The sequence below is a fragment of the Herbiconiux sp. SALV-R1 genome (assembly GCF_013113715.1).
Taxonomy (GTDB): domain Bacteria; phylum Actinomycetota; class Actinomycetes; order Actinomycetales; family Microbacteriaceae; genus Herbiconiux.
In genome coordinates this window covers 3,800,122-3,821,715 of record NZ_CP053344.1, presented here as the reverse complement: position 1 = coordinate 3,821,715, position 21,594 = coordinate 3,800,122, and the positions used below count along the sequence as shown (strand labels likewise).

The 21,594-nt window shown below is 71.1% G+C and carries 20 protein-coding genes; 8 read left to right on the top strand and 12 right to left on the bottom strand.

The features are described from left to right. Positions 1–33 precede the first annotated feature (33 nt). The 3 genes from HL652_RS18250 to HL652_RS18240 all read right to left on the bottom strand — a co-directional run bounded on the left by HL652_RS18250 (position 34) and on the right by HL652_RS18240 (position 2,418). Positions 34–753 (bottom strand): response regulator, encoded by a 720-nt coding sequence (locus HL652_RS18250; protein WP_171706631.1) that lies wholly within the window; start codon positions 751–753, stop codon positions 34–36. Then, on the bottom strand, positions 750–2,069 hold the full coding sequence (locus HL652_RS18245; RefSeq protein ID WP_171706630.1) for a sensor histidine kinase: 1,320 nt from the start codon (positions 2,067–2,069) through the stop codon (positions 750–752). Before HL652_RS18245 ends, HL652_RS18250 begins: the two co-directional genes overlap by 4 nt. Before the next feature lie 82 nt (positions 2,070–2,151). Next, the gene (locus tag HL652_RS18240; RefSeq protein WP_171706629.1) at positions 2,152–2,418 is read right to left on the bottom strand and encodes a hypothetical protein; all 267 of its coding nucleotides are present in this window, start codon (positions 2,416–2,418) and stop codon (positions 2,152–2,154) included. A gap of 194 nt (positions 2,419–2,612) precedes the next feature. On the opposite strand from HL652_RS18240, the gene HL652_RS18235 reads away from it, so the two are divergent. Further along, on the top strand, positions 2,613–3,656 hold the full coding sequence (locus HL652_RS18235; RefSeq protein ID WP_171706628.1) for a hypothetical protein: 1,044 nt from the start codon (positions 2,613–2,615) through the stop codon (positions 3,654–3,656). Positions 3,657–3,747: 91 nt separating this feature from the next. Here the strand turns inward: HL652_RS18235 and HL652_RS18230 are convergent, their stop codons facing one another. Both HL652_RS18230 and HL652_RS18225 read right to left on the bottom strand, forming a co-directional pair. Beyond that, positions 3,748–4,485 (bottom strand): SDR family oxidoreductase, encoded by a 738-nt coding sequence (locus HL652_RS18230; RefSeq protein WP_171706627.1) that lies wholly within the window; start codon positions 4,483–4,485, stop codon positions 3,748–3,750. 115 nt (positions 4,486–4,600) lie between these two features. After that, the gene (locus HL652_RS18225; protein ID WP_171706626.1) at positions 4,601–6,040 is read right to left on the bottom strand and encodes a DUF6421 family protein; all 1,440 of its coding nucleotides are present in this window, start codon (positions 6,038–6,040) and stop codon (positions 4,601–4,603) included. A 172-nt stretch (positions 6,041–6,212) separates the two neighbouring features. On the opposite strand from HL652_RS18225, the gene HL652_RS18220 reads away from it, so the two are divergent. Beyond that, the gene (locus HL652_RS18220; RefSeq protein WP_171706625.1) at positions 6,213–8,318 is read left to right on the top strand and encodes an acyltransferase family protein; all 2,106 of its coding nucleotides are present in this window, start codon (positions 6,213–6,215) and stop codon (positions 8,316–8,318) included. An 88-nt stretch (positions 8,319–8,406) separates the two neighbouring features. Continuing rightward, positions 8,407–9,327 (top strand): AEC family transporter, encoded by a 921-nt coding sequence (locus tag HL652_RS18215; protein WP_171706624.1) that lies wholly within the window; start codon positions 8,407–8,409, stop codon positions 9,325–9,327. A gap of 23 nt (positions 9,328–9,350) precedes the next feature. On the opposite strand, the gene HL652_RS18210 is transcribed toward HL652_RS18215, so the two are convergent. Then, positions 9,351–10,358 carry a hypothetical protein gene (locus tag HL652_RS18210; RefSeq protein WP_171706623.1) on the bottom strand — a complete coding sequence of 336 codons (1,008 nt, stop codon included), beginning with the start codon at positions 10,356–10,358 and terminating at the stop codon, positions 9,351–9,353. Between the two features lie 133 nt (positions 10,359–10,491). Beyond that, positions 10,492–11,127 (bottom strand): TetR/AcrR family transcriptional regulator, encoded by a 636-nt coding sequence (locus HL652_RS18205; protein WP_171706622.1) that lies wholly within the window; start codon positions 11,125–11,127, stop codon positions 10,492–10,494. A 105-nt stretch (positions 11,128–11,232) separates the two neighbouring features. Between HL652_RS18205 and HL652_RS18200 the strand changes: the two genes are divergently transcribed. Further along, positions 11,233–11,805 (top strand): NAD(P)H-dependent oxidoreductase, encoded by a 573-nt coding sequence (locus HL652_RS18200; RefSeq protein WP_171706621.1) that lies wholly within the window; start codon positions 11,233–11,235, stop codon positions 11,803–11,805. A gap of 95 nt (positions 11,806–11,900) precedes the next feature. Here the strand turns inward: HL652_RS18200 and trxA are convergent, their stop codons facing one another. Continuing rightward, positions 11,901–12,314, bottom strand: a complete 414-nt coding sequence (gene trxA / locus HL652_RS18195; protein ID WP_171706620.1) for a thioredoxin — start codon at positions 12,312–12,314, stop codon at positions 11,901–11,903. A gap of 43 nt (positions 12,315–12,357) precedes the next feature. After that, on the bottom strand, positions 12,358–14,373 hold the full coding sequence (locus HL652_RS18190) for an APC family permease (RefSeq protein ID WP_216603939.1): 2,016 nt from the start codon (positions 14,371–14,373) through the stop codon (positions 12,358–12,360). Between the two features lie 164 nt (positions 14,374–14,537). Between HL652_RS18190 and HL652_RS18185 the strand changes: the two genes are divergently transcribed. Both HL652_RS18185 and HL652_RS18180 read left to right on the top strand, forming a co-directional pair. Further along, complete coding sequence (locus HL652_RS18185; RefSeq protein WP_171706619.1) at positions 14,538–15,941, top strand: hypothetical protein; 1,404 nt, start codon at positions 14,538–14,540, stop codon at positions 15,939–15,941. Continuing rightward, the gene (locus HL652_RS18180; RefSeq protein ID WP_171706618.1) at positions 15,938–16,717 is read left to right on the top strand and encodes a hypothetical protein; all 780 of its coding nucleotides are present in this window, start codon (positions 15,938–15,940) and stop codon (positions 16,715–16,717) included. The genes HL652_RS18185 and HL652_RS18180 overlap by 4 nt, the downstream gene beginning before the upstream one ends. Before the next feature lie 53 nt (positions 16,718–16,770). Here HL652_RS18180 and HL652_RS18175 read toward each other — a convergent pair whose 3' ends face one another. Further along, positions 16,771–17,613, bottom strand: coding sequence for an exodeoxyribonuclease III (locus HL652_RS18175; protein ID WP_171706617.1), 843 nt, complete (start codon positions 17,611–17,613; stop codon positions 16,771–16,773). A gap of 82 nt (positions 17,614–17,695) precedes the next feature. Here HL652_RS18175 and HL652_RS18170 point away from each other — a divergent pair, with 82 nt between their 5' ends. Further along, a complete protein-coding gene (locus HL652_RS18170) occupies positions 17,696–18,949 on the top strand; it encodes a YihY/virulence factor BrkB family protein (RefSeq protein ID WP_253743434.1) in 1,254 nt (417 codons plus the stop codon). A gap of 51 nt (positions 18,950–19,000) precedes the next feature. On the opposite strand, the gene HL652_RS18165 is transcribed toward HL652_RS18170, so the two are convergent. Then, positions 19,001–19,486, bottom strand: coding sequence for a tetratricopeptide repeat protein (locus tag HL652_RS18165; RefSeq protein ID WP_171706616.1), 486 nt, complete (start codon positions 19,484–19,486; stop codon positions 19,001–19,003). Between the two features lie 69 nt (positions 19,487–19,555). Here HL652_RS18165 and HL652_RS18160 point away from each other — a divergent pair, with 69 nt between their 5' ends. Continuing rightward, complete coding sequence (locus HL652_RS18160; protein WP_171706615.1) at positions 19,556–20,437, top strand: SDR family oxidoreductase; 882 nt, start codon at positions 19,556–19,558, stop codon at positions 20,435–20,437. A gap of 67 nt (positions 20,438–20,504) precedes the next feature. On the opposite strand, the gene HL652_RS18155 is transcribed toward HL652_RS18160, so the two are convergent. Further along, complete coding sequence (locus HL652_RS18155) at positions 20,505–21,449, bottom strand: hypothetical protein (protein ID WP_171706614.1); 945 nt, start codon at positions 21,447–21,449, stop codon at positions 20,505–20,507. Between the last annotated feature and the right edge of the window lie 145 nt (positions 21,450–21,594).

Genomic DNA, 21,594 nt, shown 5'->3' with positions numbered 1-21,594 from the left:
GTGCGGGCGTGGGCGGGCCTCGGCGCTGCCGGCTCAGGCGGAGCCGGGGACCGCGACGCCGTTCTCGTAGGCGAACACCACGGCCTGGATGCGGTCGCGGAGGCCGAGCTTCTGCAAGATCTTCGACACGTGCGTCTTCACCGTCGCCTCGCCGAGGTACAGCTCGCCCGCGATCTCGGCGTTCGAGCGGCCGGCGGCCAGCAGCTCGAGCACCTCGCGCTCGCGCTCGGTGAGTTCGCCGAGCGCGGCCTGCGCCTCGGCCGAAGGGTGGGGTGTCGCGGGTGCCGTAGTGCCGGCGCTCGCCGGAGCCGCGCGCCGACCCGCGACGTTCTCGATCACCCGCCGGGTCACGTCGGGCGAGAGCAGCGCGTCGCCGCGGGCCACGACCTGCACCGCGGCCACGAGGTCTTCGGGTGAGGAGTTCTTCAGCACGAAGCCGCTCGCCCCCGCCTCGAGCGCCTCGAAGAGGTAGTCGTCGCGGTTGAAGGTGGTGAGCACGAGGATGCCCGCGCGGGTGCCGCGGGAGATGAGCTCGCGGGTGGCGGCGAGGCCGTCGAGTTCGGGCATCTGCACGTCCATGCAGACCACGTCGGGCTCGACCCGCGCGACGAGCTCGACCGCCTCGCGGCCGGTGCGGGCCTCGCCCACCACCTCGATGCCGTCTTCGGACTCGAGGATGATGCGCAGCCCCACCCGCACGAGGTCTTGGTCGTCGGCGAGCACGACCCGGATGGTGGGGTCGGGTTCGGTCATGCGGACTCTCCGATCGGTCGGGGTGAGACGGGGAGGATGGCACGCACCCGGTAACCGCCGCGGGGCTTCGGCTCCATCACGATCTCGCCGCCGACCGCTGCGGCGCGTTCGCGCATGCCGATCTGGCCGAGTCCGCCGGCGGCGCCTGCCGAGCCGGGCGGCGCCGCCGAGGGGCGGGCGAGCGGATTGAGGCCTGTTCCCGTGTCGCTCACCTCGACCTCGATCTCGGATCCGAGGTAGCGCAGCCGCACGTCGGCCGTGGCCCGTGCGCCTCCGTGCTTGCGCACGTTGGTGAGCGACTCCTGCACGATGCGATAGGCGCTGAGCCCCACGACCGAGGGCACCGGCACGGGCGTGCCGACGGTGGTGAAGGTGACGGGAAGGCCGGAAGCCTCGGCGTCGGAGACGAGCTCGGGGAGCTGCTCGAGCCCGCGGGTGGAGGCCGACCGGCTTGCCTCGGTGTCGTCGGACTGGCGGAGGGCGCCGAGCATCCGGTGCAGTTCGTCGACGGCCTCCCGCGCGTTCTCCTCGATCTGCGTGAGCGCGTCGACAGCCCGCGGGTCGGTCTCGCTGCTCTTGCCCAGCACGCGCCGCGCGGCACCGGCCTGAAGGCCCATCACCGAGACGTGGTGCGCGACGACGTCGTGCAGTTCGCGGGCGATGCGCACGCGCTCGAGCGCGACGGCCTGCCGGCTGCTGACCTCGCGTTCGCGTTCGAGCTCCTGGGTGCGCTGTTCAAGTGCCTCGCGCTGGCGGGCCGCGGTGTTCGAGGCGTTGCCGAACACGAAGGCCGCGCCGAAGTAGAGGAGGTTGGTGACGATGGAGATGAGGCTCGCGGCCATGAACTGCGAGAACAGGCCGTCGCGGGAGATGCCGGGGGTGGAGTCGGGGGTGAGGCCCTGGTAGATGAGCACGGAAAGGAGCCAGATCACCATTCCGGCGGCGATGACGATGCGCTCGACCGTGGCGAGCAGGCGGTTCTGGCTCCAGGCGCCGAGCGTGTAGAGCGCGACGAAGAGGCAGATGTTGGAGAACAGCTGCTCGTAGATGCCGACGTACTGGCCCACCACGAAGGTGATGCCCACGACGAGCGCGACGAGCTCGGGGAAGCGGCGGCGGAAGGCGAGCGAGCCCGCGATCACCACCCCCCAGAGCAGCGCTCCCCACCACGGCGCCTGGGGTTGGTCGATGGCGGCGCGGTAGAGCAGCCAGCTCCCGAGCGAGGCGACGACGAGGGCCGCAGCGACGAGCGCGTCGCGGCGGTAGCCGGCCGCGCCCGGGCGGGGGCGCTTCCAGTCGTCGGTGGAGGGAGCCATCCCTCAACGCTACCGAGGGGCGGATGCGCGTGGCATCCGTCGCGCGGATGAGCGCGGCTGCACCCCGGGGCTGCGGCCGGGGTCAGTAGCTCATGTAGGCGGCGGCGCTCGCGATGATGGAGATGATCGAGATGATGAGGCCCAGCACGGTGAGCACGGCGCCGACGATGACCCCGACGCGGGCGAGAGTGTTCGGGTAGCCCGCCTTCTTCGATTGCGACAGGGCTACCGCGCTCACGATCGCCCCGACGAGTGGCACGAGGAAGGCGAGCACCAGCCCCACGATGCCGAGCGTGCGGCCGGGGAAGTCGGCGGGGGTGGATCGGGTGTCTGGCGTCATCGAGGTCATGGGGTTCTCCTTCGGGGTAGGGACACGCTGTCGCACGCGACGAGCGGATGCGGGTCGTCGGCCCCCAGCGGGAGCCGAGTCCACAGTCGCACCGCTCGCCCCCGCCCCGACCCGAGTACTTTCTACTCATCCGCCCTCGAGACCTGCCCGGCCCCCGCCCACCCCAGGTGCGCCGCCGTGCCAAGCTGGAGGGCGTGTCGCGCAGCCGGACCGAAGAGTCGATCGATCCCGCTCCGGCGCCCCGCGCATCCGCTTCTCGTCGGCTGATCGCGAGTCCGTGGCTGTGGGCGGGGGTGCTGCTGGCCGGTGCGCTGCCCTGGTACCTCGTGGGCGAGGGGCTCGAGCTGGTGCCGTTCCTGCTGGGGCTCATCGGTGGATGGCTGTGCGGGCTGGGCTTCGTGAACGCCACGTTCCGCATGCCGTCCCGCCGCGGCGCGATCGTGCACGTCGTCGGTGCGGTCGTGGCCGGGGCGGTGCTGTGGTTCTCGACCCAGATCTGGCCCGACGTCGCGCCCGCGATGCCCGAGGGGCTCCGGTCGGTGGCGTTCTTGGTGCAGATGGCGTCGATCCCCGCGGCGGGCTGGATCTGGCTCGGGCTGATCAGCCGGATCACCGCCCTGGCGCGCCGCCCCGCCCGGGAGGCGCCGGTGCCGCCGGGCTGGGAGGAGGACTACGACGGGTCGATCGTGCGCTTCTCGGCCGTGCCGATGCGTCTGCGCACACTGACGCTGCAGATCGTCGCGCTCGTGGCCGTCGGCGGTGTCGTCTGCACCGTGCTGCTCATCGCGTTCGACGACGTGGCGATGAGTCTCGGCCCGCGCATCCTGGTGATCGTGCTCGGGGCTGCGGTGGCGCTCCCCCTCTACGGGCTGCTGAGGCTGCGCAACTCCCGCCACACCGTCGACTGCTCCGTCGCCTTCGGTGCGAAACGGATGCGCGTGACGGCCGCCGATTCCACCCTCGAGCTCGAGTACGACCACGTCGCCGAACTCACCTGGGTGACGGGCACCGATTACGCGCGCGTCGATGTCGTGGGGGTGGGCGCGGGTGACGCCGCGCGGCAGTCGCTGGTGGTGGGAGTCGCTCGCCAGTCACCTGGGGTGGCGCCCGGGCTGCCGTCGCTGTCGCGCCGCATCGTGCGCACGCTCGAGGCCGCGGGTCTCAGCCCGGTGCCGCAGCGCCGCACGGGCACGAGCGTGTATCGGCGCATCCCGCACGCACCTGCCCCACGCGGCTGAGTGCGCCCGCGCGAGCGCACTTGGTCGCGCACAATGCTCTCTGAGGCGCTGGAAGGGACACTTTGCGCGACTAGGACGCCGCGCACGGGACTCAGAGGTGGGTGCGCGCCCCGTTGAGCTCCGACGCGGGCTTCTCCCAGAGGTCGAGGACGGCGGCGGCGAGGGTGGTGACGTCGGTGAAGCCGGGGAAGGTCTTCTCGGGGGAGGCGGCGCGCATCCGGTCGTCGACGAGGGCCTTCACGACGAGGATGGTCGCCGCCGAGTGCAGGCCGGCGGCGGACTGGTCGGCGGCGAAGCCCTGGGCGACGGATCGCATCCACGACTCGGAGGCGGCCTTCGCGGCGGTGTAGCTCGCGCCCGAGGCGGTGGGAGCGTCGACGCTCTCGGAGGAGACGAACACCGCGCGGCCCGCCGGCGACGCGAGGAGCGCGAGGTAGAAGGCACGCGTGGTGTTGCGGAGGGTGCGGAACGAGCGCTCCATCGCCTCCCAGCCCTCGTCGCTCTGGCCGGCGATGCCGCGGCCGCCGACCCAGCCGCCGACGAGGTGCACGAGTCCGTCGACGCTGCCGCCGTCGCTCGCGGCCGTGAGCCTGGCGGCGAGGGCGTCGACCGCCGCGCTGTCGGTGAGGTCGCACACCTCGGTGGTGATGCCGGGCACGCGCTCGGCGAGTTCGGCGAGCTTCGAGGGGTTCGACCCGAGCGCGACGACGGATGCGCCGGCCCCGACGAGAGCGGCCGACACAGCGGCGCCCGATTCACTCGTGGCACCGGCCACCACCACACGCCGGCCCGCCGCACCAGTCGCGCCTGCGCTCGTCTCTTCTCTCATGCGCTCATCCTCCCACTGACACCCGTCACCCCTGCAGCGCGGAGCCGCGCCCTGAACCGGCCGCTCGCCCGCGCTGCGCGGAGCCGCGCCCCGACTCGCGCCGCGGGGCGACCCCTCAGGCCGCAGCCCCCGTGATGCCGGCCGTCGACTCGATCACCGTGCGCATCTTCTTGTCGAGGGCCTCGTAGAACATCGAGAGCGGGAACTCGTCGTCGAGCACGGCGTCGGTGAGCCCCCGCGGCGGCCCGTCGAGCGGCAGCGCTTTCGGCCCCTCCGCCCACACCGATGCGGGGTTCGGCGTGAGCGTCGAGGTGATGAGCTCGTAGGCGGCGAGCCAGTGCGCCGTCTTCGGCCGGTCGATCGACCGCCAGTACAGCTCGTCGATGGCGTCGCCGAGCGCCGTCACGGCGTCGGCCACCTCGGGCCAGTCGATGGTGAGCTTCGTGTCGGTCCAGTGCAGCACGCCGCGCTGGTGCAGCCAGGCGAACAGCAGCTGCCCGCCGAGGCCGTCGTAGTTGCGCACCCGCGACCCCGTGATGGCGAAGCGGAAGATGCGGTCGAAGAGCACCGCGTACTGCACCAGCTTCGCGTGCTCGCGCAGTGACTCGTCGGCCATCGACAACTCACCGCCCTCGAGCTCGCCCGCCGCCACCAGGCCGCGCTCGATGCGCACCGCCTCACGGAAGGCCGTGAGGTCGCAGCGCAGCTCCTCCAGCGAGTACAGGAAGTAGGGCATGCGCTGCTTGATCATGAACGGGTCGAACGGCAGGTCGCCGCGCATGTGGGTGCGGTCGTGGATGAGGTCCCACATCACGAAGGTGCGCTCGGCGAGCTGCTGGTCGTCGAGCAGCCGCTGCGCGTCGGCGGGCAGCTCGAGTCGCGTGACGGCGGCGGCCTCCCGCACCACCCGGCGGAACCGCGCGGCCTCCCGGTCGGCGAAGATCGCCCCCCAGGTGTAGGCGGGGATGCTCGAGGTCGCCACCGACTCGGGGAACAGAACCGCCGAGTTGGTGTCGTAGCCCGAGGTGAAGTCGAGGAACCGGATGGGCACGAACAGCGCGTTCGAGTAGTCGCCGGCCTCGAGCTCGGCGATGAACGACGGCCAGATGACCTCCACCAGCACCGCCTCGACGTGACGATTGGTGCTCCCGTTCTGCGTGTACATGGGGAACACCACGAGGTGCCGCGAGCCGTCGACGCGGTGCTTCTCGGGGTGGAACGCCACGAGCGAGCTGAGGAAGTCGGGCACCCCGAAGCCGCCTGCGGCCCAGGCCGAGAAGTCGGCGCGCACGGCGTCGAGGTACTCCCGGTCGTGCGGGAAGGCGGGCGTGAGCGCGGCGATCCCGCGCACCACCTCGTCGACGAGGGAGGCGGCTCGATCGTGGTCGCCCGGCTCGGGCACCGAGCCGTCTTTGGCCTGCAGCGCCTGCAGCGACGAGACCGCAGCTTTGAGCCCCGACCACGCGGGCGAATCCGCGACGAGGCGGGCGTCTTCGACGACCTCGGGTTCTCCGATGATGGACTGCGTGCCGAGGGCGGCGGGTCGTGCGGACATGGTGGAACCTCCAATCGGTCGTCTCCTCGAGCCTAGGCACAACGCATCCGCTGTTCTTTGACGCCCGAGCCGCTTCGTTGCGTGAAAGCCCCGGATGCGCGCCGAATACCTGCACGCCCGTCGCGCCGGGCGCTCCCAGGGGAGGGTGCGGCCCCCGGGTACCATGGGGCTGATGGAGAAGCAGCAGGGCGCGCGCGCCGCCGACAAGGGCGCGAGACCCGACCACTTCCTCCCGCACCTGCAGGGCCTGCGTGCCATAGCCGTGCTGCTCGTGGTGGTGTACCACTTCTGGCCCGGCCGCCTGACCGGCGGGTACATCGGCGTCGACGTGTTCTTCGTGATCTCGGGCTTCCTCATCACGCAGCAGCTCACCCGCCAGCTCGAGCGCACCGATCGCATCGCCCTGCCCTCCTTCTACGCCAAGCGCGCACGCCGTCTCCTCCCTGCCGCCATCACCGTGCTCGTGTTCGCGAGCCTCATGACGCTGTTCGTCATGCCGCTGTCGAGTCTCACCGAGAACGTGCGCGAGATCCTCGCCTCGACCTTTTATGTGGAGAACTGGGTCCTCGCCCTCAACTCTGTGGACTACTTGGCCGCGGCCAACGAGGCGAGCCTCGTGCAGCACTACTGGTCGCTGTCGCTGGAGGAGCAGTTCTACCTGTTCTGGCCCGTGCTGCTGCTCGGCGCATCCGTCTTCGCGGTGAAGTTCCTCAAGGGGCGGCGCTGGCTGGCGCTCATCTCGGTGCTCGCGATCGTGGGTGTCGTCTCGTTCGCGCTCTCGGTCGTCGTGACGATCACCGACCCTGCGGCCGCCTACTTCGTCACCTACACCAGGGTGTGGGAGTTCGCGGTGGGTGGGGCGCTCGCGCTGCTGCCGCGCCTTCGCCCCGTCCGCGCCTGGCAGTCGAACCTGCTCGGCTACGGCGGCATCGTCGTGGTGCTCGCCTGCGGCTACCTGTTCGACAAGACCACCCCGTTCCCGGGCTACATGGCGGCCATCCCGGTGCTCGGCACCGCTGCCGTGATCGTGGCGCACCACCGCGAGAAGCCGTGGGACGTCGGGCGCGTGCTCAGCTTTCGCCCCGTGAGCTTCATCGGCGACATCTCCTACTCCCTCTATCTGTGGCACTGGCCGCTCATCGTCATCGCGCCGTACATCCCGGGCTGGGGCCTCAGCATCTGGAACCGCATCGCCCTGTTCCTGTTCTGCTTCGTCATCGCCTGGGCCACCAAGCGCTTCATCGAAGACCCCGCGCGCACCTGGACCTTCTTCACCAAGCGGCGTCCGCGCACGACGATGCTCGCCGTCGTCGGCGCCATGCTCGTCTCCACGCTCTTCGCCGGCACGGCCTGGGCGGTGCAGCAGCCGAAGTACGACGCCGAGGCCGCGCAGCTCGCCTCCACGCTCACCGATCCGCCCGAGTGCTTCGGCGCCGCGTCCGGCCCCACCGACGGCCTCGAGCCGATCGTTCCGCAGTGCGACAATCCCGAGCTGGCGGACGTCATCATCCCGAGTCCTGGCTTCGGCAACGCCGACCGGCCACAGCATCCGGAGTGCCTGTCGACCCTCAACGACGCCACCGTGCGCGACTGCCAGTTCGGCAGTGACGACGCGGACGCGCCCCAGATCGCCCTCATCGGCGACAGCCACGCCTACGCCCTGATGGACCCGTTCATCGAGATGGCCGAGCGCAACGGCTGGCACCTCACCACCTACCTCAAGGGCGGCTGCCCGTGGACCACCACGCCGCTCGCCGCCCGCGACGCGTTCGCGATCTCGTGCGACGACTGGCGTGCCGACCTCACCGCGCAACTCGGCGCCCACGAGCCCTTCGACGCGGTGTTCACCGCCGCGCTCACCGACCGCAACGTGCCGGGCACCTCCGACGACGAGCAGGTCGCCGCGGTGGGCTACGGCGAGGCCTGGGCGCAGGTGCTCGATGCGGGCACCCCCATCGTGACCGTGGTCGACAACCCGGCCTGGCCCGACGACCCCAACAAGTGCCTGCGCACCGAAGACGCGGCCTCGTGCACGGTGCCGCGCGACGAGGGGCTCGCCGAGTTCGACCCCATCGCGATGGCGGCGGATGCTGCGGTCGCCCAAGGCGCCGACGTCACCCTGCTCGATTTCAGCGACACCTACTGCACGAGCGAGGAGTGCCCGGCGGTCGTGGGCGGGGCGAACGTGTACCGCGACGTCGACCACCTCACGCGTACCTTCGCGTTCACGCTGGAGCCCTTCCTCGAGCGGGCGATGCTCACCGCGCTCGGTCGATGAGGGTGCGGCCGGCGTACCCGCGTGGTGTCGCGCGCACCGCGTCTTCGCGTGGTGGTGCGCGCTCGGCGCAGACGCTAGGGGGCTCCGCATGCTCGGGGTGCTGACCGGCTTCGGCATCATCGGGTTCGTCATCGCGGTCGGCTACCTCGTGCAGCGACTCGGCTTCCTGCCGGGCAACAGCATCCGGGTGATGAACCAGGTGGCGTTCTTCGTCGCGACACCGGCCCTGCTGTTCACGGTGCTCAGCCGGTCGCATCCGGCCGACGTGTTCTCAGGGCCGATGGCGGTGACCGCGCTCATCGTGGCGTTCGGCGCGGCCGTGTTCGTCGCGGCATCGCGACTGTGGTTCAGGCGGCCCGTGGCCGAGACCACGATCGGCGCGGCCTCCTCGGTGTACGTCAACGCCAACAACATCGGGCTCCCGGTGGCCACCTACGTGCTCGGCAACGCGCAGTTCGTGGCGCCGCTGCTCCTGCTGCAGCTGGTCGTGATGGCGCCGCTGGTGCTCGGCACCCTCGATATCGCGACCAGCGGGCGAGCGTCAATCGGGCGCATCCTGACGCAGCCGCTCCGCAACCCCATGATCATCGCATCGGCGCTCGGGCTCGCGATCGCCGTGGCCGGCGTGCGTCTGCCTGACGCGGTCTTCGCCCCGTTCGAGCTCATCGGAGGGGCGGCCATCCCGCTCGTACTGCTGTCGTTCGGCATGTCACTGGTGGGCCAGCGACCGCTCCAGGCGGGCACGGGGCGGGCCGAGATCGTGGTGGCGAGTGTCATCAAGCTGCTGCTCATGCCGATCTCGGCATACGTCCTCGGCCGGTTCGTCTTCGGGCTCGCCGGACACGAGCTGTTCGTGGTCGTCGCCCTGGCGACCCTGCCGACCGCCCAGAACATCTACAACTTCGCCTCCCGCTACCAACGGGGCATCGTGATCGCGCGCGACACCGTCCTGCTCACCACGATCGGCTCGGTGCCGATGCTCCTCCTCGTGGCGGCGCTCCTGGCCTGAGCGGCCGGAGCGGGCGCCGTGCGTCAGCGCGGTTCGTCGGTGTCGGCGTCGGTGAGGGCGTCGAGTCGCTTGCGGAAGCGGGCGAGCTCGCGGTCGGCCGACGCGGCGGTGCGCTCGGCCGCGGCGCGGGCTTTGCGGAGGCGCGCCGCCTCGGTGGCGGTGGCGTCGAGCAGGTTGTGCGTCTCGGCGAGGCGCTGCTCGAGGTCGTCGATCTCGACGAGCAGACCTTCCCGGCGCGACGCGAGCTCGTCGATGCTGAGGTCGATCTCGGCGAGGGCGTCGGATGCGCGCTGTGCGTCGGCAGCGGCCGCCGCGTGATCGCGCTCCAGGGCTTCGCGGGCGCGCTCGCGCGCCGAGGGGCGGTTCGCGGGCTGAGCCCGGGCCGGGGAAGAGGAGCGTGACCCCGCTCGAGACGACGAGCGCGCCGTCGCGCTCTCGTCGGCGTCATGGGCGGCGCCGCTACGGGGTCGAGCCGGGGATGTGCCGCTCCGGCGCGACGCGCCCCGGGCGCCGTCGACGGCGAACGCCCCCTCGAGGTCGGTGGGTTCAAGCCCGTCGCCGGAGATCGCGCGCACGAGCATGCCGCTCCGCACCGCGTCGGCGGCCGCTGGGTCGGCGAGCGCGGCCTGGAAGCTCTGCTGCACCTCGGTGACCGCCGTCGGCGACAGTCCCACGTCGAACTCCTCGGCCAGCTCGCGGACCGATCGCGCGAGGTCGGCGAGCAGACGCTGGCGTTCCCGGCTCAGCTCGCGGATGGAGTCGCGATCGACCCGCTCGGTGGCGTCGCGCATCCGTTCGCCGAGGTCGAGGGCGGCGTCGACCTCCCCGGGGCGTTCGGAATCGAGGGCGTTCACCGCCCAGGCGGCGGCCGTCGGGCGGGGGAACGCCCGCACGAGAGCGGCGAGCTCGCGGTCGCCGTCGGACTTGAGCGCTGCCGCGCGGGCGTTGCGCGCGGCGGTGAACTCGGTGGGGCGGAGGGCGCAGAGCTCGCGGGCGATCGCGGTGAGCCTCTCGGTCTGCTCCGCCGTCATGGTTCGACCTCCTGGCTCTCGAGCGTACTCAGCCCCGCGGTGCGGCGGTCGCGCCGGCGCGCGGCCGGTTCACCCCCCGCGGCGCGGCGGGCGGGCTGCTGCGCGGCGGGGCAGAGGCGCAGTCGCGACCGGCTCACCCTCCCTCGACGGGCCGGGTGACCGCCCGCACGAGGTGCTCCCAGCCATCGGCGAGCCGCGCGAGGTGCTCGTCGGTGAGCTTCGCCTCGGGAATGGTCAGTGCCCCCTCGAGCACCGAGAGGAGCTGGAACGACAGCACCCCCGCATCCGTGTGCGACGCCAGGCCGGCCTGGCGCAGCAGGGTCGCGATGTGCACCTCGACTATGCGGCGAGCCGGCACCTCGTAGTGCTGCTCGGGCGGGAGCTCGGCGGCGCGCATGAGCGGCGCCTGACGCGAGAGCACCTCGAGCCGGGCGCGGCCGAAGGCGACCAGGCGCTCGACGGCGGGCGCTCCGGGGCCGAGCGGCGGAGGCCCGCTCAGGAACCTGCCCTGGAACTCGCGCTCGACGTCGTCGAGGAGCGCCTGGAAGATGCCCGCGCGCGAGCCGAAACGGCGGAACACCGTGCCCTTGCCCACCGCGGCCTCGGCAGCGAGGCGGTCGGTGGTGAGGGCGGCCACGCCGTCGCGCTCGACGATGCGGCGGGCTGCGGCGATGAGCTTCGCGCGATTGCGCGCGGCGTCGGCGCGCTCGGGCACCTGCGGCCCCACCAGCGGAACCTGACGCAGGGCCAGCGGATCGAGCGGCTCCATGCCTCGGACTGTAGCACGCGGGAATAAGCGGACCAGAGTCCAGTTAAAGACAGTGGCCGAGCATCCGGCCACCACACCCTTACACCCCCCGACCGTGGAGAAAACATGACCGAGAAGAACGTGCTCGTGCTCGTCGGCAGCATGCGTGCCGCCTCGACCAACCGCCAGCTCGCCGAGGCCGTCGTCGACCTCGCCCCCGAGGGCACCACCCTCGAGCTGTTCGAGAGCCACCACGCCCTCCCGCTCTACAACGAAGACGTCGACGTCGAGGGCGAGCTGCCCGAGTCGGTCGTCGCCTACCGGCAGGCGATCGCCGACGCCGACGCCGTGATCGTCGTGACCCCCGAGCACAACGGCACCCTGCCCGCGAACCTCAAGAACGCCATCGACTGGTCGTCGCGCCCCTACGGTGCGAGCTCCATCTCCGAGAAGCCCGTCGCCGTGATCGGCACCTCGTTCGCCCAGTTCGGCGGCGTGTGGGCGCAGGACGAGGCGCGCAAGGCTTACGGCATCGCCGGTGCGAACGTGCTCGAGCCGAAGACGGTTGCCGTGCCGAACTCGGTCGTGCGCTTCGCCGAGACGCACCCGCGCGACGACGCCGAGGTGGTCGAGCAGCTGAAGGGCTTCCTCGACGAGTTCGTCGCCGCGCTCGACGCGCCCGCGGCGAAGGCTGCGTAAATCCGCGCAGCCGCGGGCCCGCGTGTGAAAAGCAACGTGGCGCCCACCTCGCCCTCTGAGAGGGAGGTGGGCGCCACGTCTTGCGTCGCGCGCTTCTACACCGCGTCAGGTGACGTGCCGCCGGCGGCAGCGCCCGCCTGCGCCTCGCGCTCGGCGACCGCCTTGGCGTAGTCGTTCTTCACGGCTTCCATGTCGAGGCCGCGCACCTGCGAGATGACGTCTTCGAGCACGGTGCCGGGCAGGGCGCCGGGCTGCGCGAAGATCGGGATGCCGTCGCGGTACCCCACCAGCGTCGGGATCGACGTGATGCCGTAGGCCGCGGCCAGCTGCTGCTGGTCTTCGGTGTCGACCTTCGCGAAGGTGATGTCGGAGTGCTCGTCCGACGCCTTCTCGAACACGGGGGCGAACTGCTTGCACGGGCCGCACCAGTCGGCCCAGAAGTCGATCAGCACGATTCCGTCGGCGACGGTCTCGTCGTGGTTGTCGATGGTCAGAGTCTTCGTGGACATGCCTTCATTAACGGCACAGACCCGCGGGAATTCCCACCGATCGTCAGCTGACGTGCACCTCGGGCCGGTGGCGCGGGTCGGGTTCGGCCCGCCGCAGCACCTCGCGGGTGACCGGGGCGACCTCGCCGGTGCCCGTCACGAGGTAGCGGAACATGTTCGAGATGGGGCTGCCTTCCGTCCAGCCGAAGTAGATGTCGGGAACGACACCGGTGAGCTCGCGCATCTCGAGCAGCACCGAGGCGATGGTGTTCGGGGTGTTGCCGCTGCGCACCGTGAGCACGCGGTAGCCGAGGCGCGCCTCCCCGTGCACGACGAGGTCTTCTTCGAAGTCGGAGGAGTCGGAGGGGATGATCTCGAGGAAGATCACCGGGGTGCCGCGCGGGATGCCGGCGTCACGGCGCTCCTCCTCGATCTTCTGCCGGTATTCTGCGGCGAGCTCGGCGTCGCTCGTGCCGGCCGGAGCATCCGGTTCGTGGGCGATGATGCGCAGCGAGTCGTATTCGTCGGCATCGCTCAGCACGTAGTCGAGCGCCTCGGGGTCGAAGGTGACCGAGGTGGCGCGCAGCTGGAACGAGCGCTGCACCCGCGACACCACCGAGACGACGACGATGCCGAGGATGAACAGCCCCGCGATGCGCACGCCGTCGGGCCGCTCGATAATGTTCGCGATGGTGGTGTAGACGAACACGACGGTGACGATGCCGAACGCGACCATGGCCTTGCGCTGCTTCTTGCGCTTGGCCGAGAGCGTGACGGCGAGCGACGCCGAGGTGATGAGCACCAGCACGCCGGTGGCGTAGGCCCCCGCCTGCGCGTCGACGTTCGCGCGGAACACGAGTGTGATGATGACGGCGATGGCGGTGAACACGAGCACCAGGGGGCGCACGAGCCCCGCCCACTGCGGGGCCATGCCGTACCGCGGCAGGTAGCGCGGCACCAGGTTGAGGAGGCCGGCCATCGCCGAGGCGCCCGCGAACCAGAGGATGGCGATGGTCGCGACGTCGTAGGCCGTGCCGAAGCCCTCGCCCAGGTACTCGTGGGCGAGATAGGCGAGGGCACGGCCGTTGGCGGGGCCGCCCGCTTCGAACGCCTTCTGCGGGATGAGCAGCGTCGTCGTGATGCTCGAGGTGATGAGGAAGGTGCTCATGATGATGGCCGCCGTGGTCAGCAGCCGCTTCGCGCCCCGGATGCGCCCCACCGGGTTCGCAGGCGTGTCGCCCTTGTCGCCCTTGATCTGAGGCATGACGGCGACACCGGTCTCGAAGCCGGAGAGCCCGAGCGCGAGCTTCGGGAAGGCGATGAGGGCGATGGCGATCATCATGAGGGGGTCGCCGTGCTGCGTGGTGAGGGCCTTCCACCAGTCGTCGATGACGACGGCGTTCTCGACGACGTGACCGATGGCCACCGCGATCACCACAGCGTTCAGGAGCAGGAACACCGCGACCAGCATCACCGCGATGTTGATGGCCTCCTTGAAGCCGCGGAGGAACACCACGGCGAGGGCGAGGATGAGCACGAGCGTGATCGCGATGTTCTGGCCCTGGAGCCAGTCGGGCGCGAACGGGTTCTCGATGGCGTGCGCGCTCGCGTCGGCAGCCGAGAGCGTGATGGTGATCATGAAGTCGGTGGCCGCGAAGCCGAGCAGCACCAGCACCACGAGCTTGCCGCCCCACCACGGCAGGAGCCTCTCGAGCATGGCGATCGAACCCTCGCCGCGATGGCTCTCGCGGGCGACCCTCCGGTAGACGGGCAGCGCGCCGAACAGGGTGACGAGCACGAGCACCACCGTCGCGATCGGGCTGAGCAGACCCGCCGCCAGCGCGGCGATCGCGGGCTGGTAGCCGAGGGTCGAGAAGTAGTCGACACCGGTGAGGCACATCACCCGCCACCACGACCGCGTCTTCTCGGGCTTGACCGCACCCGGGCCGGGGTGCCGCCCGGCGCGCTCGGCGAGCCCGTCGGTCAGCCAGCGGCGCAGGCGCGACCCCTGCGGAGCGGGGGCCGCGTGCGGCTCCCCGGGCGTGATCGACGACCCCGCGCCGACGCTCGAAGAAGACATGGTCCATCTATACACGCCACCAGTGACGCCCGCGTACCACCCCGCCCCGCGTGCGCGCCCAGTGGCTACCACTTAGCACCTGTTCATCTCGTGACGCTTCTGCTACCGTCCCCCTCATGCAGTTAAGTGAGCAATCATCATTAAAGACATGGACTGCACGAGTGATGGCTCTCGTGCTCGTGTCCGGAGGCCTGGCGGTCATGTCCGCCACCACGGGTGATCGAGCGAACGCTCTTCCGCCCACCTGCCGCACAGACGTGATCTGGCACAACGGCACCACCTATCAACGCGACGACGGCACGCTGGTCGAGTCGGGCATCCATTCGACGGTGCGAACGGTCTGCGACGCGATCGAGCCGCCGTCGACCGACCCGTCGACGGGCGACGGTGGTTCTGCGGGGACGCCGACGGGCCCGCTGGCGGCCCCGGGCCCGCTGCTCCCCAAGCCCCCGGCTTCTGTGCCTGCTTCGGCGGCACCGCCCTGCGTCGAGGGGGCGAACAACTCGAGCGATCCTGAGCGAACAGGTGACGGCCAGACCGGGAACGGAGACATCCTCGTCGACAACCTCGCCCCGGCCATCAGCAGCGGCGATGTGACATTGAACATGACGGCACCGTCGCGCGTCGTGTCGATGGACGTGAACCTCGGGCCCGCTGCGAACGGCGTCGAGGGAAGCAATCCCTTCGAGGGCATGACCCCGGAGGAAGCCGCGCGAGCGATGTACTGGCCGGGGGCGTTCGACCCCGAGTACACCGAGGTCGGACCGACCGGGCGCGTGGTCGCACAGGCGGTGAAGTACGCGTTCCGAGCAGCGGTGGGTGACCGGAGCGCGCGCCGGATGGTCGTGATGATCATGAAGAAGATCACCCCCGCGCAGCGTCAGGAGGTCGTATCGGCCGTGACGGCTGAGGGCAAGGCCATGCTCGGCACGCACGGTGACGCGGCGACGAAGACCATGATCTCGATCGTCGAGGATGCGATCGAGCTCGTGACGGGCCTGCTGGAGTCGGGTCCGATCGGTACCGACGTGCCTCCGACGGGTGTTTACATGGAGGTCGCGTCCGAGTCCTCGGCTCTCGGCACGAGCGCCACGGGCGGCTCCCGCGGGTTCGGTCCGAACAAGGGCGTGTGCGGTCAGATCTCTCAAGCCACGGTGAGTTCCTCCGTAACACTCCTGCCCGGCAGTTCCCGGGCGCGCATCACACTCACGTCGACCACGCACGGCACCGTCGTCGACCGCATCCGGGCACTGTGGTCGAAGAAGGCGATGTGTCCGCCTACGCGGGTCGTGGCCACGGCGGGACAGTCGACGGTGTTCAACGTCGGGACGCAGTGCCGACCTGGGCTCTCCGGCATGCGTGTGCTGACGCGACAGGAGATCGCAGACCTCTCCAGTGCCGAACAGTCGGTCTTGCTCCAGGGCATTCGTTCGGACGCGACGGCCGGTGAGGTGTTCCAGTTCGACCGCAATGCCTGGGAGCACCCCGTGGCCTGGCCCGGCCCGGCATCGACGGCCACCCTGGCCGACCAGCGCGTCGGCTTCGCCAGCGCCGGCGCTGACGGATGAGCTATGCGACACCGACGTCTGCCGGCGGGTGGGTCGACCACGTCGTGGTCGCGGCGAAGGACGCAGCCGGAAACGAACATCCCTTCCTGGTCACGGTGGAAGTGAAGGAGCAGCCGAGCTGCTCCACCGCCGAGAAGCCCGTAGGGCCCGACGCCGGCGCATTCCGTGCCGTGTTGCGAGGCGGAGAGATCCAGGCCATCCGCAATGTGCCCTTGGTGCTGCAGCCTCGACTGTTCTGCTCCGCTGACGCCCGCGACAGCTACCGAGTGACCGTGAACGGCTCCGTTCCCGGCGCGGAGATCACCTCCGGCGCAGACGGCACGCTCGTGGTGACCTGGACCGATCCCGATGTCGTCGGTACCGGCCTCGGAACGTTGGAATTCACGGCGTGGGATGAAGTCACGGGTGTTCCGAGTGCGCCTGTCAAGGTGCCTGTCACCGCGAGGGATGTGGCGCCGTCGTGCAATGACGTCGAGATCGACTACGACTGGGACGAACTCGGCGGGGCTCCCCTCACCATCCCGGTGGACTGCGGCATGGTCGGGGGAATGAGGGTCCTGACGCCGCCGTACCTCACCTTCCTCGGTGCCGGCTTGCTGAGCGAGGGTGAGGGCGGTGAGTTCGTGTCCGACGGCACGAGCATCACCTTCACGCCCCACGACCCCGACGTCGAGCTGTCCACCACGCAGGTCGTGCCGTGGAACGCCGACCCGGCGACCGCTTCGCCCTACCGACCGTCGGGTGCAGCTTTCTTCATCGACGTGCGGATGTCGTAGCGGCAGCCGTCCCGGTTGCTGTCATCGCTGGTGGGCAGCAGCCGGGGCAGGCGTCAGCCGAAGATCATCGGGCGGTCGTCGTCGGAGGAGGAGAGGTCGAGGTCGAGGTCGACGACGACGGGGACGTGGTCGGAGGGGGCGTCACCCTTGCGCTCGTTGCGGTCGATGCGGGCGGAGGTGACGAGGTCGGCGAAGGGCTCCGAGCCGAGGATGAAGTCGATGCGCATGCCCTCGTTGCGCGGGAAGCGCAGCTGCTTGTAGTCCCAGTATGTGTAGCCCTCGGGAACCAGGGGGCGCACCACGTCGCTCAGCCCGATCTGCTCGAACGCCGCGAAGGCGGCGCGCTCGGGCGCCGAGACGTGGGTGGAGCCGGCGAACGCCCCGATGTCCCACACGTCGGTGTCGAGCGGTGCGATGTTCCAATCGCCCATCAACGCGAGCGGCTGGTCGGGGTGCGCGGCGAGCCACCCCCTCGTCTGCTCGGCGAGCTCGGCGAGCCAGGCCAGCTTGTAGTCGTAGTGCGGGTTCTCTAGCTCGCGACCGTTCGGCACGTACAGGCTCCACAGCCGCACCCCGTCGACCGTGACGCCGAGCGCCCGGGCCTCGAGCGGCAGCGAACCGTCGTCGAGCGCCTTTCCGAAGCCGGGCATGCCCGTGAAGGTGTTGGCAGCATCCGTCATCGGCAGGCGGCTCGCGAAGGCCACGCCGTTCCACTGGTTCAGGCCGTGCAGCACCACCTCGTAACCGGCCTCGTGGAAGGCGTCGAACGGGAACTGCGACTCCTTGCACTTGATCTCTTGCATCGCCAGCACGTCGACGTCTTCGCGCACCAGCCAGTCGACGACCCTCCCCACTCGGGCACGGATGGAGTTCACGTTCCAGGTCGCAACACGCATGCCTCAACGCTACCGGCAGCATCCGTCATCGGATGCGCGGGGCAGCGTGAACACAGACAGCCACGCTCACTAGGCTGGCGGCATGGCGCGAGCGGCACGCGGCGGCCCCGGCGACGGCGGGCACGACGGCCGACTCGACGGCGGGCACGACGACGGGCGCATGATCGACGCCGACCCGGTGGACGCGGCCGACGCCACCCTCCGCGACCGCATCGAGCAGCACACGCAGCGCCTCCAGGAGCGCTTCGACCAGCCGCTCACCCGCATCACCGCCCTCACCAACGACACGCTCGCCCTGTTCCCCACCCGCGTGTGGCGGCGCTTCCTCGCCGGCAACGGGTTCCTGCTGTCGTCGGGCATGAGCTACCAAGCGCTGTTCGCCGTGTTCGCGGCGGTCTACGTCATCTTCGCGGTCGCCGGCATCTGGCTCGTGGGCTCGCCCGAGACCATGGACGCGCTGATCGAGGTAATCAACACCTACATCCCGGGGCTGATCGGGCCCGAGGGCGTCATCCCCGAGAGCGACCTTCTCGCCATCGCGACCTCGAGCACCTCGGTGCTCACCGTCACGGGTGTCGCAGCGTTCGTGGTGCTCATCTGGACGGCGATCGGCTGGATCACCTACTCCCGCGTCGCCGTGCGCGCCATCTTCGGTGTGCCGCGCGACCCCCGCTCCTACGTGCTGCTCAAGGCTCGCGACTTCGTCGTGGCACTCGCGCTCGGCGTCGCGCTGTTCGCCGCCGCCGTGCTCAGCGTCGCCAGCACGGCGGCCCTCGACTGGGTGTTCTCGCTGTTCCCGAACGTGATGCGCGACTGGTCGGCGGGCCTCGTCACCGTGCTCGGGCTCGTGGTCGTGTACGTCATCGACACGGTGGCGCTCATGGTGCTGTTCCGCTTTCTCGCCAACGCCCGTCTGACGGTGAGACGGATGCTCGGCGGCGCCGCCCTCGGCGGAGCAGCGCTCCTCGTACTGCAGGTCGCCGGCAGCCAGCTGCTCGGCGGCGCCTCCCGCAACCCGCTGCTGTCGACCTTCGTGGTGTTCATCGCGATGCTGCTGTGGTTCCGGCTCACCAGCGTGGTGACCCTGGTCGCGGCCGCCTGGATCTCGGTCGCCGCCGACGACCGCGGCGAGCTCCTCTACGAGCCGACCGCGAGCGAGCGCGCCGCGATGGAGTACGACGCGCTGGTGCTGGCGGCGGAGATCCGGATGCGCGAGGCCGCCGCAGAGCTCGCCGACGCCACCTGGTGGCGCCGCCCGGCAGCCCGCTGGCGCGTCGACGCCGCCCGCGAGGAACTCGCCGCCCTCGAGGAGCGCGGCCGCCCCGACCGCCCCTGAGCGCGCGCTTGCGGCTCGGCGGTGCGCGGCGGCGCGGCAGCGGGTGGCGGGCTACTCGTCGGTGAGGGCGGCGGCGTAGGCGCGCACGGAGCGGTGGTAGCGGGGGAGGGTGGGTTCGATCGCCTCGAGAGCGACGCGGAGCGCCTCGGCGGAGCGGCCCGCGCTGTGCAGGGCGAGGGCGAGGAAGACGGCGGGTGCGGCGCCGGTGTCGGGATGCTCGGGTGCGTTGCGCAGCAACGTCACGGCCTCCTCGATGCGGCCCAGGTTGCGCAGGGTCGAGGCGTGCTGGATGGCGAGCTGGGCGGCCCGCCCCGGGTCGACGTCGGCGAGGCCGGCCGCGGTGGCGGCGGCGTAGTGCCGGTCGGCCTCGGCCTCGCGGCCGCCCGAGTCGCAGGCGCCGCCGAGTTCGAACTCGCCGAGGGCGGGGTGGGGTGCCTGGTCGGCCAGGGCGCGCATCCTGTCGATGCGTTCGCCGTCGTCGACGCCCTCGTCGGCCCAGAGGGCGGCGACCTCCTTCTCCCAGTCGTCTGCATCCATTCGGCAAGCCTAGAACGGTGCCGGGCGGGAACGGGTCGCGGAGGGCTGCCGAGGGGGCAGGATGGGGGCATGGTGACGACGATCGCGGTGACCGGGGCGACCGGTGAGGTGGGTGGGCGCGTGGCGCGCCTGCTGACAGCCGACAGGGCGGAGGGCGCGCGGCTGCGTCTGGTGGTGCGTGACCCGGCACGGGCGGAGCGGGTCGCCGACGAGCTGAGGGGCACGGGGGTCGAGATCGAGGTCGCCGTCGCCGAGTACGGCGAGCGGGAGGCGTCCGAGCGGGCACTCGCCGGGGTCGATGTGCTGTTCATGGTGTCGGCGGCCGAGAGCGCCGACCGTCTCGAGGAGCATCGTGTGTTCGTCGAGGCGGCGCGAGCATCCGGCGTCGGGCACATCGTGTACACCTCGTTCTTCGGGGCGGCGCCCTCTGCCACGTTCACCCTCGCGCGCGACCACTTCGCGACGGAGCGGTCCATCGAGGAGTCGGGCATCGGCTTCACATTTCTGCGCGACAACTTCTACGCCGACTTCCTGCCGCTGCTCGCGGGGGAGGACGGGGTGATCCGCGGTCCTGCCGGTGACGGGAGGGTGGCCGCCGTCGCCCGGGCCGATGTCGCCGACAGCGCGGTGGCGGTGCTGCGCGACCCCGCGGCGCACGGCGGAGCGACGTACGAGCTCACCGGGCCCGAGGCGCTCTCGCTCGCCGAGGTCGCCGAGCTGCTCACCGAGCTGTGGGGGCGCGGGCCGATCCGCTTCCACGACGAGACCGTGGCGGAGGCGTACGCGTCGCGGGCCGTGTGGGAGGCTCCGCGCTGGCAGCTCGACGCCTGGGTGAGCACCTACACGGCGATCGCGAGCGGCGAGCTCGCGCGGGTGACCGACGACGTGCGGTGGCTCACCGGGCACGCGGCTCGGTCACTGCGGGAGCTGCTCACCGCATCCGGGAGCTGACGCGGCGAGGCGCTGACGCGCCGGAGAGTCGAGGCGCCGGTCCACCGCCGCGCCGCCGCGCCGCCCTTCACTCCCCCTCGTGCCCCTCCGCCGCCCACGCCACCCCCAGGGCGAACAGCGTCGACGCCTGGTAGTGCTCCATCGCGGCCGCGATGCGCCGCCGGCCCGTGCGCGGGTTGATGCCGAGCAATCGGGAGGCCGACTCGAGCGTGATCCCCTGGCGCATGAGCTTCAGCAGCGGGGTCCACGAGTGATCGGAGGGCAGGATCGGCTCGGCCTGCCGCCAGAGGCGCCCGAAGTAGTCGGCGGCCATGCCGCCGAGCGCGGCGTTGCGCACACCCAGCACGCTGGTCGGGGCCCCCTCGCCCCACTCGAAGGGGAGGGCGAGCTGGTCGCCGTCGACCCAGAACCAGCTGGGCGGGGAGTCGAGCGTGCGGTACTCGACGCCGAAGCTGCTGTAGTGCTCGATCGACCGCACGGCGGCGGGGTCGTCGACGGCCGAGGTGGGGATGATGACCCGCACCGAGGTCTTGCCGGCAAGGGCCCGGCCGAAGCGCGCCGCCCGGTCGGGGTCGGACTTGAGGAACCGGCTCACCTCGGGCAGCACCGCGAAGAGCATGCCCGATTCGTGGGGGGCGTTGTCGAACCAGAGGTCTTCCGAGGCGTGGGGCCCGTGCCGTGTGATGACGGGCACCGGGTCGGCAGTCGTCTCGCCGATCGAGAACTGGCGCAGCATGCGGGGCAGATCGGCGATGACGCGCTCGATGTCGTCGAGGGCGCTCCGGGCGTCGTGCCGGAGCTGCGAGGAGCGCGCCGACACCCGCTCGCTCGCCCACGCCGCCGGGTCGGGGTAAGCGAGTTCGTCGCCGCTGCCGCCCAGCAGCCCGCGCTCGCGCAGCGTCTCGACAGCGCTGCGGGCGGCGGGCTCGTCGAGGTGGGCGAGGTGGGCCGCCTCGGCGATGGTGGCGGGCCGGCCCCGGTGCAGGATGGCCAGCAGGGTGTCGTCGTGCAAGCTCGCTCCTGTGCGTGGGGCGTCTCCGCCTGCCGGGAGTCGCTGCGCTCATCGTGCCCGGGGGCGTGCGAGACCGCAAGTGGCGGTCGCGGTCCGCCGGTCGCAGGTCGCGCGGTCGCGGTCCGCGGGTCGCGCGGCCACGGTC

Coding starts and splice junctions, on each gene's coding strand:
- HL652_RS18250 (WP_171706631.1), bottom strand. CDS start 753: ATGACCGAACCCGACCCCACCATCCGGGTCGTGCTCGCCGACGACCAA.
- HL652_RS18245 (WP_171706630.1), bottom strand. CDS start 2,069: ATGGCTCCCTCCACCGACGACTGGAAGCGCCCCCGCCCGGGCGCGGCC.
- HL652_RS18240 (WP_171706629.1), bottom strand. CDS start 2,418: ATGACCTCGATGACGCCAGACACCCGATCCACCCCCGCCGACTTCCCC.
- HL652_RS18230 (WP_171706627.1), bottom strand. CDS start 4,485: ATGAGAGAAGAGACGAGCGCAGGCGCGACTGGTGCGGCGGGCCGGCGT.
- HL652_RS18225 (WP_171706626.1), bottom strand. CDS start 6,040: ATGTCCGCACGACCCGCCGCCCTCGGCACGCAGTCCATCATCGGAGAA.
- HL652_RS18220 (WP_171706625.1), top strand. CDS start 6,213: ATGGAGAAGCAGCAGGGCGCGCGCGCCGCCGACAAGGGCGCGAGACCC.
- HL652_RS18215 (WP_171706624.1), top strand. CDS start 8,407: ATGCTCGGGGTGCTGACCGGCTTCGGCATCATCGGGTTCGTCATCGCG.
- HL652_RS18210 (WP_171706623.1), bottom strand. CDS start 10,358: ATGACGGCGGAGCAGACCGAGAGGCTCACCGCGATCGCCCGCGAGCTC.
- HL652_RS18205 (WP_171706622.1), bottom strand. CDS start 11,127: ATGGAGCCGCTCGATCCGCTGGCCCTGCGTCAGGTTCCGCTGGTGGGG.
- HL652_RS18200 (WP_171706621.1), top strand. CDS start 11,233: ATGACCGAGAAGAACGTGCTCGTGCTCGTCGGCAGCATGCGTGCCGCC.
- trxA (WP_171706620.1), bottom strand. CDS start 12,314: ATGTCCACGAAGACTCTGACCATCGACAACCACGACGAGACCGTCGCC.
- HL652_RS18190 (WP_216603939.1), bottom strand. CDS start 14,373: ATGTCTTCTTCGAGCGTCGGCGCGGGGTCGTCGATCACGCCCGGGGAG.
- HL652_RS18185 (WP_171706619.1), top strand. CDS start 14,538: ATGGCTCTCGTGCTCGTGTCCGGAGGCCTGGCGGTCATGTCCGCCACC.
- HL652_RS18180 (WP_171706618.1), top strand. CDS start 15,938: ATGAGCTATGCGACACCGACGTCTGCCGGCGGGTGGGTCGACCACGTC.
- HL652_RS18175 (WP_171706617.1), bottom strand. CDS start 17,613: ATGCGTGTTGCGACCTGGAACGTGAACTCCATCCGTGCCCGAGTGGGG.
- HL652_RS18170 (WP_253743434.1), top strand. CDS start 17,696: ATGGCGCGAGCGGCACGCGGCGGCCCCGGCGACGGCGGGCACGACGGC.
- HL652_RS18165 (WP_171706616.1), bottom strand. CDS start 19,486: ATGGATGCAGACGACTGGGAGAAGGAGGTCGCCGCCCTCTGGGCCGAC.
- HL652_RS18160 (WP_171706615.1), top strand. CDS start 19,556: ATGGTGACGACGATCGCGGTGACCGGGGCGACCGGTGAGGTGGGTGGG.